The 13,957-nt window shown below is 38.6% G+C and carries 13 protein-coding genes; 12 read left to right on the top strand and 1 reads right to left on the bottom strand.

What is annotated here, in order from left to right; translation table 11 throughout:
- Positions 1–7 precede the first annotated feature (7 nt).
- The 10 genes from ACTO1Y_RS02045 (at position 8) to sdbB (ending at position 9,421) form a co-directional block, all read left to right on the top strand.
- Positions 8–466, top strand: coding sequence for a phage holin family protein (locus ACTO1Y_RS02045; RefSeq protein ID WP_441348167.1), 459 nt, complete (start codon positions 8–10; stop codon positions 464–466).
- On the top strand, positions 450–782 hold the full coding sequence (locus ACTO1Y_RS02050; protein ID WP_441348168.1) for a phage holin: 333 nt from the start codon (positions 450–452) through the stop codon (positions 780–782). Before ACTO1Y_RS02045 ends, ACTO1Y_RS02050 begins: the two co-directional genes overlap by 17 nt.
- 52 nt (positions 783–834) lie before the next feature.
- A complete protein-coding gene (locus tag ACTO1Y_RS02055; protein WP_441348169.1) occupies positions 835–2,565 on the top strand; it encodes a collagen-like protein in 1,731 nt (576 codons plus the stop codon).
- Positions 2,566–2,584: 19 nt separating this feature from the next.
- Positions 2,585–3,532 (top strand): autolysin, encoded by a 948-nt coding sequence (locus tag ACTO1Y_RS02060; protein ID WP_441348170.1) that lies wholly within the window; start codon positions 2,585–2,587, stop codon positions 3,530–3,532.
- Between the two features lie 503 nt (positions 3,533–4,035).
- On the top strand, positions 4,036–5,295 hold the full coding sequence (locus ACTO1Y_RS02065) for a UDP-N-acetylglucosamine 1-carboxyvinyltransferase (RefSeq protein ID WP_441348171.1): 1,260 nt from the start codon (positions 4,036–4,038) through the stop codon (positions 5,293–5,295).
- 16 nt (positions 5,296–5,311) lie between these two features.
- On the top strand, positions 5,312–5,863 hold the full coding sequence (locus ACTO1Y_RS02070) for a GNAT family N-acetyltransferase (RefSeq protein WP_441348172.1): 552 nt from the start codon (positions 5,312–5,314) through the stop codon (positions 5,861–5,863).
- The gene (gene spxR, locus ACTO1Y_RS02075) at positions 5,856–7,133 is read left to right on the top strand and encodes a CBS-HotDog domain-containing transcription factor SpxR (protein ID WP_441348173.1); all 1,278 of its coding nucleotides are present in this window, start codon (positions 5,856–5,858) and stop codon (positions 7,131–7,133) included. Before ACTO1Y_RS02070 ends, spxR begins: the two co-directional genes overlap by 8 nt.
- A gap of 15 nt (positions 7,134–7,148) precedes the next feature.
- Entirely contained in the window at positions 7,149–8,009 is an 861-nt protein-coding gene (locus ACTO1Y_RS02080) for a methionyl aminopeptidase (protein ID WP_045615000.1), read from the top strand.
- A gap of 128 nt (positions 8,010–8,137) precedes the next feature.
- Positions 8,138–8,845, top strand: a complete 708-nt coding sequence (gene ccdA2, locus ACTO1Y_RS02085) for a thiol-disulfide oxidoreductase-associated membrane protein CcdA2 (RefSeq protein ID WP_441348174.1) — start codon at positions 8,138–8,140, stop codon at positions 8,843–8,845.
- Positions 8,846–8,857: 12 nt separating this feature from the next.
- On the top strand, positions 8,858–9,421 hold the full coding sequence (gene sdbB, locus ACTO1Y_RS02090; protein ID WP_235083297.1) for a thiol-disulfide oxidoreductase-associated lipoprotein SdbB: 564 nt from the start codon (positions 8,858–8,860) through the stop codon (positions 9,419–9,421).
- 59 nt (positions 9,422–9,480) lie between these two features.
- Here sdbB and ACTO1Y_RS02095 read toward each other — a convergent pair whose 3' ends face one another.
- On the bottom strand, positions 9,481–10,467 hold the full coding sequence (locus tag ACTO1Y_RS02095; protein WP_006150492.1) for an L-lactate dehydrogenase: 987 nt from the start codon (positions 10,465–10,467) through the stop codon (positions 9,481–9,483).
- Between the two features lie 195 nt (positions 10,468–10,662).
- Here ACTO1Y_RS02095 and gyrA point away from each other — a divergent pair, with 195 nt between their 5' ends.
- Both gyrA and ACTO1Y_RS02105 read left to right on the top strand, forming a co-directional pair.
- Positions 10,663–13,131 (top strand): DNA gyrase subunit A, encoded by a 2,469-nt coding sequence (gene gyrA / locus ACTO1Y_RS02100; protein WP_441348175.1) that lies wholly within the window; start codon positions 10,663–10,665, stop codon positions 13,129–13,131.
- On the top strand, positions 13,131–13,880 hold the full coding sequence (locus ACTO1Y_RS02105; protein ID WP_441348176.1) for a class A sortase: 750 nt from the start codon (positions 13,131–13,133) through the stop codon (positions 13,878–13,880). The genes gyrA and ACTO1Y_RS02105 overlap by 1 nt, the downstream gene beginning before the upstream one ends.
- The last annotated feature ends 77 nt before the right edge of the window (positions 13,881–13,957 follow it).

The following is a 13,957-nucleotide window of genomic DNA, read 5'->3' on the forward strand; positions in this document are numbered from 1 at the left end:
GTAGCTTATGCAAGATTTAGCATTTCATGAATTATTAGAACACCTCAAAAATCTTTCATATAGCCCGTATATTCATTTCTTTTTTTGGTTGATGATTTTAGATATCGTGACAGGATATATCAAAGCATTCAAGACCAAGCGTTTTGATAGCAAGATTGGGACAATGGGATTGATTCGTCATTTCATTGTCTTTCTTGTAATTCTGCTTGTAGCTATGTATGCCCGTTCTCTTGGTTTTCGTAGCTTCGGGATTGCTTGGACTATGTTTTTCTCATTCAATTACTTATTCTCGGTGATTGAAAATTGGGAAATGATTGGCCTTGCATTTCCAGAATTCCTAAAACCGTATATCAATCAAATCAAGAAAGATAACGCTCGTAAAATCGGGCAGTTATTGGTCAATATTGACCAAAAAGACAAAGTAGAAGTTGAAATAAAGGAGAAAGACGATGCAACAAATCAATGAAATTTTACTTAATGGAGCTATTAGTATTCTAGTTATCTTGGTAGGTATCGCAGTTAAGGCTGTCAAAGAATACCTAATCCAAAAAGGCGGAGAGAAAACAATCAAGATTGTTGAAATCTTGGCTAAAAATGCTGTAAATGCAGTTGAGCAGGTATCCGCTGAAACTGGTTATAAAGGCGAAGAGAAACTAGAGCAAGCTCGTATTAAAATTCGTGCTGAGCTTAACAAATACAATATCCACATGACCGACAGTGATCTCGATACATTCGTTGAGTCAGCGGTCAAACAGATGAATGATGCTTGGTCTGAAAAATAAATCAGAGAGCCCTTTTGGGGTTCTCTTTCTTTTTGAAGAAAGGAGGTAGCAATTGAAGAAGGTTATTGAGAAAAAATTAACCATTTCAGCTAACAATCGAGATGTAGACAGGCTTTATCAAGAATTTTATAGCAAAGATAAAAGCATTTCTGAATTCAAATTCACGCTTGATAATTTGACTGCTACTAAGGTTATCTGCTTATTCTATTTCAAGGGAACTAAGCGGTACCAGGAAGTAGATGCAGCTATTGAAGAGAATTCATTTACGGTTCAATTTGATACATCACTAATTACAACAGATGAGACCGTTATTGGTTATATCTACTTTGAGAAGGTAGAGCAGTCAGCAGATGTGTATAACTTCTTATTCAGCGTTCATGTAAGCGAGATTGATAAGGCAGTTAAAACACCACTCATTGAACGTGAGTCAGGGCGCATTGTCAATGTTAAGGATGTAGTAACCAAGCAAGAATTGGACGAACTCTTTGCCAAAATCAAAGAGCAAGGCGGAACTTATGATGACAGCAATATTCGTAGTGAAATAAGCCATATTTCAGCCGATATTGAAGCGTTGAAGACAAAGGCGGACAATAACACAATCTATGATGATAGCGCCTTAAAACAGCGTGTATTGGCTTTAGAAAACAAACCGGAAAAAGACACTAGCAATCTAGTAACAAGACAAGAACTTGAAAATAAAGGCTATCTCACTCAACATCAAGATATTTCACGTTTAGCAACCAAAGATGAATTAAGCGATCTAGTAACTAAGCAAGAATTAAGAGATAAGAACTATCTTACATCACATCAATCTTTAAGTGACTACGCTTTAAAATCTGAAATTCCAACACCTTATGATGATTTAGAATTAAAGAAACGTGTTGAACGTTTAGAGAATAAACCTAGCGTTGATACAAGTAACTTTGTAACAAACGAGGTATTAAATAGCAAGGGTTATCTTACTGAACATCAAAGTCTAGAGGGTTATGCTAAAAAATCAGAAATTCCACAACCTTATAATGATACTGAGGTCAAGCAAAGACTTTCAGTTGTCGAGCAAAAAGGGGAAAGCTACGCAACAAAACAAGAACTAGCTTCAATACCGAAAACGCCACAAAAGTTGACACTAACAGGTAACACGCTCATTCTTTCAGACGGGGGCGGTAGTGTTAACTTACCAACTTCAACAAGTAGCAATGCTGGACAAGTAAATGAGTACGAGATCCACGGTACAGGTATGCCTAATGGAAAGGTCAGCGCCCCCGTAGGTACTACCTATGTTGATACGGCGGTTACAAATGGTGCTTTGAAATGGATTAAGCGATCAGGCGCTGGCAATCAGGGCTGGGAGGTGTTAACTGGAGACACAGGCTGGCGGACTTTAAATATTAAATCTAAACTCGGAAACTCATTCTTGAAAGTTAGACGAAAAAATGATTTAGTTACTTACCAATTTGGCGGTCTTTCGTGGGGTTGGTTCGGTGTTGTTCGCAGAGGTGGCGTAGGATACGAGGCACAAGGTAGTGACAAAGAACGAAATTGCTATATTTTAGGATTGAGTGGAGTCCCTCAAGGTTTCAGGTCTGAGGCTAGTTTGATTGGCAGCATTTACAATGACAAGGGCACGCCTTACGGGACATGGTACTTAGGAGGTTACGGAGACAGCAACATGTTGCGTTTTCAATTTACAGACCCAGTACCAACTGACCGTGATATCGGAGATATTCGTGTAAGTTCAATCTCTTACTTGACTAGTGAGCCTTGGCCTGGCGTTTTGCCATAAAATGAAAGGATAAAATAAAATGGATATTGATACAAGCAGATTAAGAACTGACTTACCGCAAGTAGGAGAGCAACCTTACAGACAGATACATGCTCACTCAACAGGAAATCCAAACTCAACAGCACAAAATGAGGCTGATTATCATATGCGCCGTCCTGTCGATTCAGGCTTCTTCTCGCACGTTGTAGGTAACGGACGTGTAATGCAGACCTGGTACACTGATATGGGTGCCTATGACGTGGGAGGTGGCTGGAATGTTGAAGGATATGGCCAAGTCGAGTTGATTGAAAGCCACGAAACGAAAGAAGAGTTCATGCGTGATTACAGGCTTTACGTCCAATTGTTGCGTGACCTCGCAGATGAAGCAGGGATTCCTAAAACGCTGGATTCTGATAGTCTAGCAGGAATCAAGACACATCAATATTGTACATACAATCAACCTCGAAACTACTCTGACCATGTGGATCCATACCCTTACCTCGCCAAATGGGGTATCAGTCGTGAACAGTTCAAGAAGGATATTGAAGGTGGTATTTCTACTGAAGCTGGTTGGCGTCAAGATGCTTATGGATGGTGGTGGGAAGAGTCAGACGGCTCTTATCCAACAAACGATTGGAAACAGATCAACGGAGAGTGGTTCAGATTTGACGACAAGGGTTATTGCCTAATTAATAAATGGTTCTTCGATGGCAAATACTGGTTCTACCTCGATAAGCGTGGTGCGACCGTAACTGGTTGGGTATTCATCAACCATCGCTGGTATTACTTCGATAATGACGGTGGCATGGTTAAAGGATGGGTTAAGTATCGTGAAACATGGTACTACCTTGACGATAAAGATGGATATATGTTATCTAAACAATTCGTTAAATCGGGTGATGGCTGGTACTATTTGAAAGCTAACGGTGAACTCCACACAGAACCAGCATTCAAAGTAGAGCCAGATGGGCTAATTACGACAGGTTAAAATATAAATAGAAAGGATTTCAAAAATTTAATTACACTAACCGCTGGCAATCGCTAGCGGTTTTTTGTTTTGGTACCCATTTTGGTACCCAGAATTATTTTTTATGTATTTTTTTAGCATCTGAATACCTCTAAACTTTCTTTATTTAACAAACTTTTAATACTATTTAACATTTTTTTCTTCCTATATTTATAAAACAAGTTTCTGTTTACCCAATCGCAAAATAAAAAGGTCCAGTGAATCTTTTTATCCTGAGCCTTGAAATAAAAAGGCGAGGATGCTGAAAGTAGCATTAAATAAGGCTTTCCGAGATATTCGGGAAGCTTTTTTTATAAATAAAAAGCAGTGATAGACGAACTGATAAAATTTAACCTAAAACTAGTAGAAATTACTTGAGAGGTTAGCAATATATTTCATTTATATTGATAGATAATAAGAAAGAAATATGGTATAATATAAGGTGAGACCTTATTAATAAATAGTGAAAGAGTATATAGTAACTAATGAAAAAAATTGTCATTAACGGTGGCCGTCCTTTAAAGGGTGAGATAACCATTAGCGGAGCAAAAAATAGTGTGGTAGCTCTGATTCCGGCTATTATTTTGTCAGATGATGTTGTTATCTTGGACTGTGTACCAGACATCTCAGACGTAGCCAGTTTAATTGAAATTATGGAAATCATGGGAGCTAGTGTTAAGCGCTATGATGACGTTTTAGAAATTAATCCTCGTGGTGTTCAAAATAAACCAATGCCATATGGTAAGATTAATAGTCTTCGGGCATCCTATTATTTCTACGGTAGTCTGCTTGGACGTTTCGGTGAAGCAACAGTTGGTTTACCTGGTGGATGTGACTTGGGTCCTCGTCCGATTGATTTGCACTTAAAAGCCTTTGAAGCTATGGGAGCAAAGACAACATACGAGGGAGATAATATGAATCTCTCAACTAATGGTTCAAAGTTACAAGGTGCAAGTATTTATATGGATACTGTCAGTGTCGGAGCAACTATTAATACGATGCTTGCAGCAGTAAAAGCTAAAGGACGTACAGTCATTGAAAATGCTGCTAGGGAGCCTGAAATTATTGATGTGGCTACTTTGTTAAATAATATGGGAGGTCATATTCGTGGTGCTGGTACGGATATGATTATTATTGATGGTGTTGAATCCCTTCACGGCACACGACATCAAGTTATTCCAGACCGTATTGAAGCTGGTACTTATATCTCAATGGCTGCTGCAGTTGGTCAAGGAATTCGCATCAATAATGTACTCTATGAGCATTTAGAAGCCTTTATTGCTAAACTTGAAGAAATGGGTGTTCATATGACTGTTTCAGAAGACAGTATCTTCGTCGAAGAGCAAACAAATCTTAAGGCTGTTAATATCAAGACAGCTCCATATCCTGGATTTGCAACGGACCTCCAACAGCCAATTACACCTTTGCTATTAAAAGCAGAAGGACGTGGGACACTGATTGATACCATATATGAAAAACGCGTTAACCATGTCTTTGAATTAGCAAAAATGAACGCTGATATTTCAACTACTAATGATCACATTATCTATAAAGGTGGGAATCCTTTACATGGTGCAAGCGTAAGAGCTACAGACTTGCGTGCAGGTGCAGCTTTGGTTATTGCTGGTCTAATGGCTGAAGGTAGAACAGAGATTACAAGTGTTGAGTTTATTTTGCGAGGATACTCAAATATCATTGAGAAATTACGTAAGCTTGGAGCAGATATTGAGCTGATTGAAGATTAGCAATTTGAGGATAAGAATGAATATCTGGACAAAATTAGCAATGTTTTCTTTTTATGAGACGGAACGTTTGTATTTCCGTCCATTCTTTTTTACAGATGTTGATGGCTTTCATGAGTTGGCATCAAACCCTGAAAATCTTCAATTTATTTTTCCTACGCAAGCTAGTATTGAAGAAAGTCAATATGCGCTTGCTAACTACTTTATGAAATCACCTTTGGGTATTTGGGCCATTTGTGATAAAAAAACAGAAAAATTGATTGGAGCAATCAAGTTTGAAAAGTTAGATGAAATTAGGAAAGAAGCAGAGATTGGCTATTTTTTGAGGAAAGATTTTTGGTCTCAGGGATATATGACTGAAGCTGTTAGCAAATTGCGGGATTTATCCATGACCGAATTCGACATAAAGCAATTATTGATTGTGACGCATCTGGAAAATACTGCCAGCCAAAAGGTTGCACAAAAATCAGGCTTTGTTTTATCACGTCGTTTCAAAGGTAGCGATCGCTATACTCGTAAGATGCGAGATTATCTAGAATTTCGCTATACAAAAGGGGAACTAAATGAGTAAACACCAAGAAATATTAGCCTACTTGGAAGAATTACCAGTTGGAAAACGGGTCAGTGTTCGAAGTATATCCAATCGCCTGGGTGTTAGTGATGGTACGGCTTATCGTGCTATCAAAGAGGCTGAAAATAGAGGTTTAGTAGAAACACGGCCTCGGAGTGGGACTGTTCGTGTCAAATCAAAAAAAGTTGCCATTGAGAAACTCACTTTCGCGGAAATTGCAGAAGTCACTGGTTCAGAAGTTTTAGCTGGTCAAGCTGGTTTGGACAGAGAATTTAGTAAATTTTCCATCGGAGCGATGACTGAGAAGAATATCCTTTCTTACCTTCATGATGGTGGGCTAGTCATTGTCGGTGACCGAACACGCATCCAGTTGTTGGCACTAGAAAACGAAAATGCTGTCTTGGTCACAGGTGGATTTGAAGTTCATAAAGATGTTTTGAACGCAGCTGATAAGAAGAATATCCCAGTATTACGAAGCAAGCATGATACATTTACAATTGCGACGATGATTAACCGTGCTCTTTCAAATGTTCAGATTAAGACGGATATTTTAACGGTTGAAAAGATTTATCGTACTAGTCATGAATATGGATTTCTACAGGAAACGGATACTGTCAAAGATTATCTAGATTTGGTTCGAAAGAATAGGACCAGTCGTTTCCCTGTCATCAATCAACACCAGGTTGTCGTTGGGGTAGTTACCATGCGTGATGCTGGAGATAAATCTCCTGGAACGACCATTGATAAGGTCATGACAAGAACAGTCTACATGACAGGTTTAGCAACGAATGTCGCTAACGTTAGCCAGAGAATGATTGCTGAAGACTTTGAAATGGTACCCGTTGTTCGTAGCAATCAAACTTTGCTAGGTGTCATTACTAGACGGGATGTCATGGAAAAAATGAGTCGCTCTCAGGTATCGGCTCTACCAACATTTTCAGAACAGATTGGTCAGAAATTATCTTATCATCATGATGAAGTTGTCATTACAGTTGAACCCTTTATGCTTGAAAAGAATGGTGTCCTTGCAAATGGAGTTCTTGCAGAAATATTGACCCATATGACTCAGGATTTGGTCGTTAATAGTGGGCGTAACCTGATCATTGAGCAGATGTTGATTTACTTCTTACAGGCTGTTCAGATTGATGATGTTCTACGTATTCAAGCTAGAATTATTCACCATACGAGACGATCGGCTATTATTGATTATGACATTTATCTCAATCATCAAATTGTATCAAAAGCAAATGTTACTGTAAAAATTAATTAGAATCTAGGAGAGAACATGATTACATTAAAATCAGCTAGAGAGATTGAAGCTATGGACAAGGCTGGTGATTTTCTTGCAAGCATCCATATTGGCTTGCGCGATATCATCAAACCAGGTGTAGATATGTGGGAAGTAGAAGAATATGTGCGCCGTCGTTGTAAAGAAGAAAATTTCCTTCCTTTACAAATTGGTGTTGATGGAGCAATTATGGATTATCCTTATGCAACATGCTGCTCACTCAATGACGAAGTAGCTCATGCTTTTCCTCGCCACTATATTTTAAAAGAAGGTGATTTGCTGAAGGTTGATATGGTCCTTGGTGGGCCAATTGCTAAGTCTGACCTCAATGTTTCTAAACTCAATTTTAACAACGTTGAGCAGATGAAAAAATATACTCAAAACTTTACAGGTGGATTGGCTGATTCTTGTTGGGCATACGCTGTTGGCAAACCGTCAGAAGAAGTTAAAAACTTAATGGACGTGACCAAAGAAGCTATGTACATCGGTATTGAAAAAGCTGTTGTAGGAAACCGTATTGGTGATATTGGAGCTGCCATTCAGGAATATGCTGAAAGTCGTGGTTATGGTGTTGTACGTGATCTTGTAGGACACGGTGTTGGCCCAACCATGCATGAAGAACCAATGGTTCCTAATTATGGTGTAGCTGGTCGTGGTCTCCGTCTTCGTGAAGGTATGGTTTTGACAATCGAACCAATGATTAATACAGGTGATTGGGAAATCGATACAGATATGAAGACAGGATGGGCTCACAAAACTATCGATGGTGGACTATCATGTCAGTACGAGCATCAGTTTGTTATTACTAAAGATGGACCTGTAATCTTGACAAGTCAAGGCGAAGAGGGAACTTATTAAACAAAAAAGGGAGCTGAGCTCCTTTTTTTGATTCTTTCAAGTTGAAAATAAATTTACGTAGCAGATATCTTACAAACGTTTTCTTTTATAGTAAAATAAAATATAACTAAATGAAAGTAGGTTCTTAATTGGAAAGTATTTTATTTTTTATCTCTGTATTTTTAGCTGGGGTTTTATCATTCTTTTCTCCTTGTATCTTTCCCCTGCTACCAGTATATGCAGGTGTTCTATTAGATGATCAAGAGGAGTCAAAGACATTTCTTTTTTTAGGTAAAGAGGTTGCCTGGTCAGGATTAATTCGGACACTCTGTTTTATTGCAGGTATCTCTTTGATTTTCTTTATTCTAGGGTTTGGAGCAGGATTTCTAGGTAACTTACTCTATGCTGATTGGTTCCGTTATGTCATGGGAGTCATTATTATCATATTGGGGTTGCATCAGATGGAAATCCTTCATCTACGTAAATTAGAGTTCCAAAAAACAGTAACATTTAATCAAAAACAGTCTAGTAAATATCTGTCGGCATTTTTACTTGGTATCAGCTTTAGCTTTGGTTGGACTCCATGTATTGGTCCAGTTTTAAGTTCTGTTTTAGCACTGGCTGCCTCGGGAGGAAATGGAGCTCTTCAGGGGGCCTTATTAACCCTTATCTATACTCTCGGAATGGCGCTTCCATTTTTAGTATTGGCCTTAGCATCAGGTCTTATTATGCCCTATTTTAGTAAAATCAAATCTCACCTCCTCTTATTGAAGAGAATTGGTGGTTTACTGATTATCCTTATGGGAATTTTATTAATGTTGGGACAATTAAATATCTTATCTGGAATATTAGGATAAAAGGAGTTATCTATGAAAAAAATTATCTATTTTGGACTTAGTTTCTTATCTATCTTTCTTTTGATTGCTTGTGGCAAAGAAGAAAAAAAATCAAGTCAAGAAACTCAAACGACTCAAACACAGCAGCAAGCAACTGTAAAACAAGTTGCTGTAGGAGTCGAAGCACCAGATTTTACCCTCCAATCGATGGATGGAAAAGAAGTCAAATTATCTGATTATAAAGGTAAAAAAGTTTATCTTAAATTTTGGGCTTCTTGGTGCGGACCTTGTAAAAAGAGTATGCCTGAATTGATGGAGCTTGCTGCAAAAGAAGATCGTGATTTCGAAATATTATCTGTTATTGCACCAGGCCTTCAAGGTGAAAAAACTGTAGATCAATTTCCAAAGTGGTTTGAGGACCAAGGCTATAAAGACATTCCCGTTTTATATGATACAAAAGGATCTGTTTTTCAAGCCTATCAAATTCGTAGTATCCCTACAGAGTATTTAATTGATTCACAGGGTAAAATTGCTAAGATTCAATTAGGGGCAATTAGTAACGCAGATGCTGAAGCAGCTTTTGCTCAAATGAATTAGAGTTATAAAAAATGTCTAGACAATTTTGTCTAGACATTTCTTTTTTAACTTTAATATAATTAGTTTTTAGAAGCAGCTTGGAATTCTGGATTTTTCCATGCTTCATCGATAATTTCTTGTAATTCACGAGCAGATGCTTGCATTTTTTGAAGTTCAGCATCATTCAATGGGATATTAACTGGACGAACGATACCGTGAGCACCAACGATAGCTGGTTGACCGATAAAGACGTTTTCAACACCGTATTGACCTTCTTGGAATACTGAAAGTGGAAGAACAGAATTTTCATCATCCAGAATAGCTTTTGTGATACGAGCAAGAGCTACCGCGATACCGTAGTATGTTGCACCTTTTTTGTTGATGATTGAGTAAGCAGCATCACGAACTGAGATGAAGAGTTCTACAAGGTCAGCTTCATCCAAGTCACGGTTAGCTTGCAACCATTGTTCCAATTTTACACCGGCAACGTTAGCGTGTGACCAAACGGCAAACTCAGAGTCACCGTGTTCACCCATGATGTAAGCGTGAACTGAACGTGCATCAACACCGATTTTTTCAGCAAGAGCTTGACGGAAACGAGCTGAGTCAAGTGAAGTACCTGAACCAATAACACGTTCTTTAGGGAAGCCTGAGAATTTCCAAGTTGAGTAAGTCAAAACGTCAACTGGGTTAGCTGCGACAAGGAAGATACCGTCGAAACCAGATGCAACAACTTGTTCAACGATTGATTTGTTGATAGCAAGGTTTTTACCAACAAGGTCAAGACGAGTTTCACCTGGTTTTTGTGGAGCACCAGCAGTGATAACTACAAGGTCAGCGTCTGCACAGTCTTCATACTTAGCTGCGTAGATTTTCTTAGGTGAAGTAAAAGCAAGCGCGTGGCTAAGGTCTTCTGCATCACCAACTGCTTTTTCAAACAATTGAGGAATTTCAATGATACCAAGTTCTTGGGCAATTCCTTGGTTAACAAGAGCGAAAGCGTAAGATGAACCTACGGCACCGTCACCAACGAGGATAACTTTTTTGTGTTGTTTAGTTGCTGTCATTAGTCTAAACATCTCCTTTGTTTTTTTAAGGGTAATACCCTGTTTGATTTCATTCTATCACTTTTACTAAGTTTTGTCACGGATATACCTTCGGGATAAATATGTAAACGTTTTAGACGTGTTGTTAGACTGTAAAATAGTCCAAACTATGGTATAATATATCTAGTTACTAATAGTGAAATGAGGCATTTTTTAATGCAAGATAAAAATCTAGTGAATGTCAATCTGACAAAGGAGATGAAGACTAGCTTTATCGACTACGCCATGAGTGTAATCGTATCGCGTGCTCTTCCTGATGTTCGTGATGGGTTGAAACCTGTTCATCGTCGTATTTTGTACGGAATGAATGAATTAGGAGTTACGCCTGATAAACCTCATAAGAAATCTGCCCGTATTACAGGGGACGTCATGGGTAAATACCACCCACACGGAGACTCATCTATCTACGAAGCTATGGTTCGTATGGCTCAATGGTGGAGCTACCGCTACATGCTTGTAGATGGGCACGGTAACTTTGGTTCTATGGACGGTGATGGCGCTGCCGCGCAACGTTATACTGAAGCACGTATGAGTAAGATTGCTCTTGAAATGCTTCGCGATATCAATAAAAATACCGTTGACTTTGTTGATAACTATGATGCCAATGAACGAGAACCTGTTGTTTTACCAGCTCGTTTTCCAAATCTTTTGGTTAATGGTGCCACAGGTATTGCCGTTGGTATGGCGACCAATATTCCGCCACATAACTTGGGTGAGACCATCGATGCTGTTAAGTTGGTGATGGATAATCCAGAAGTCACAACCAAAGAATTGATGGAAGTTCTTCCTGGTCCAGACTTCCCAACTGGTGCCCTTGTTATGGGGAAATCAGGTATTCATAAGGCATATGAAACAGGGAAAGGTTCTATTGTTCTTCGTTCTCGTACAGAAATCGAAGAAACGAAAACAGGTCGCGAACGGATCGTTGTTACAGAATTTCCATATATGGTTAACAAGACTAAAGTGCATGAACACATTGTACGTTTAGTTCAAGAAAAACGTATTGAAGGAATTACAGCTGTACGTGATGAGTCAAACCGAGAAGGTGTACGTTTCATCATTGAAGTGAAGCGTGATGCGTCAGCCAATGTCATCTTGAACAACTTGTTCAAGATGACTCAGATGCAAACTAGCTTTGGTTTTAATATGTTGGCTATCCAAAATGGTGTTCCAAAGATTCTCTCTCTTCGTCAAATCTTAGATGCCTATATTGAGCACCAAAAAGAAGTGGTGACTCGTCGTACTCAATTTGATAAAGAGAAAGCCGAAGCACGTGCACATATCTTGGAAGGTTTGCTGATTGCTCTAGATCATATTGACGAAGTCATTCGTATCATCCGCGCTAGTGAAACCGATGAAGAAGCTCAAGCAGAATTGATGAGCAAGTTCAAGCTTTCTGAGCGTCAAAGTCAAGCTATCCTTGATATGCGTCTCCGTCGTCTGACAGGTTTAGAACGTGATAAGATTCAGTCAGAGTATGACGAATTGATTGCCTTGATTGCTGATTTGGCAGATATTCTTGCTAAGCCAGAACGTGTTGCTCAGATCATCAAAGAAGAATTGGATGAGGTCAAACGTAAGTTTGGTGATAAACGTCGTACAGAGTTAATGGTCGGAGAAGTTTTGACACTTGAAGATGAAGATTTGATTGAAGAGTCTGATGTCCTCATTACTTTATCAAATAAAGGCTATATCAAACGTTTGGACCAAGATGAGTTCACCGCTCAAAAACGTGGTGGACGAGGTGTTCAAGGTACTGGTGTTAAGGATGATGATTTTGTTCGTGAGTTAGTTTCCACAAGTACTCATGATCACTTACTCTTCTTTACAAATAAGGGACGTGTCTATCGACTTAAGGGATATGAAATTCCTGAGTATGGACGTACAGCCAAAGGTTTACCTGTTGTTAACCTTTTGAAACTAGATGAGGGTGAAAGTATCCAAACCATCATCAACGTAGAATCAGAACGTAGTGATGATGCTTACCTCTTCTTTACAACACGTGCAGGTATCGTTAAGAGAACGAGTGTAAAAGAATTCGCAAATATTCGTCAAAATGGTCTCAAAGCCTTGAATTTGAAAGATGAGGACGAATTGATTAATGTCTTACTAACTGAAAAAGATACCGATATCATCATCGGAACCAAATTAGGTTATGCTGTTCGTTTCAATCAGTCTTCGGTTCGTAGCATGAGCCGTAGCGCCACAGGTGTTAAAGGGGTTAACCTTCGTGAAGGGGATGCTGTGGTTGGAGCGAGAGTGATTACTGACCAAGATGAAGTCCTTATCATTACTGAAAAAGGATACGGTAAGCGTACAGTTGCTACTGAATATCCAACAAAGGGCCGTGCTGGTAAAGGGATGAAAACCGCTAATATTACTGATAAAAACGGCCGACTTGCCGGCCTACTCACAGTAAAAGGTGACGAAGACTTGATGGTCATTACAGATACCGGTGTGATGATTCGAACAAATGTTGCCAATATTTCACAAACTGGACGCTCTACTATGGGAGTAAAAGTAATGCGTCTGGATGAAAATGCTAAGATTGTAACCTTTACAACAGTTGCAGCAGCAGAGAAGGAAGAAGTTGAGGCAAAAAACGAAACAGAAAGTGAAGAATAATGTCTCAAAAAAGAAGAAAAAGTAAAAAGAATAAGCGTAAGAATCTGCTGATTAATATTTTGGCTGGCTTTCTAATTCTTTTGTCTCTAGCCTTGATTTTTAATTCGAAGATACGTGATATTTTTATGATTTTAAATACTAATAAGTATCAGGTTAGTCAAGTAACGAAGGAAAATATTGAGAAGAATCAAGAAACAGAAGGAAATTTTGACTTTAACTCTGTTAAAGCACTTTCATCAGAGGCAGTGCTTTCAGCTCAATGGAATTCTCAGCAACTCCCGGTTATTGGAGGAATTGCTATTCCAGAACTTGAAATGAATCTACCAATATTTAAGGGACTCGATAACGTCAACCTTTTTTATGGTGCTGGTACAATGAAAGCTAATCAAGTAATGGGAGAAGGAAACTATTCTCTAGCTAGTCACCGTATATTTACTGGTAATAATGCAGACAAGAAGTTATTTTCACCTCTAGCTCGAGCTGAGAAAGGGATGAAAATTTATCTAACAGATAAAGAAAAAGTCTATACGTATGAGATAGATGAAGTTAAAATTGTTACTCCTGACCGAGTAGATTTAATTGAGGATCGTGAGGGGATTAATGAAATCACCCTAGTGACCTGTGAAGATGCTAATGCAGCTGAAAGAATTATTGTTAAGGGAAATTGGATTGAGACAAAATCTTATTCAGATACTCCATCAAATATTTTAGATGCTTTTAATAAACCATATAAACAATTTTATGAATAGTAGAAGAGGTTCGCTAGCAATAGCGAGCCTTTTTCTTGTAATTTCAGAAAATAGATAGGGTAAAGACTTTTCAATTT

It is taken from the genome of Streptococcus sp. V728 (assembly GCF_052077995.1).
GTDB classification, from domain to species: Bacteria; Bacillota; Bacilli; order Lactobacillales; family Streptococcaceae; genus Streptococcus; species Streptococcus infantis_B.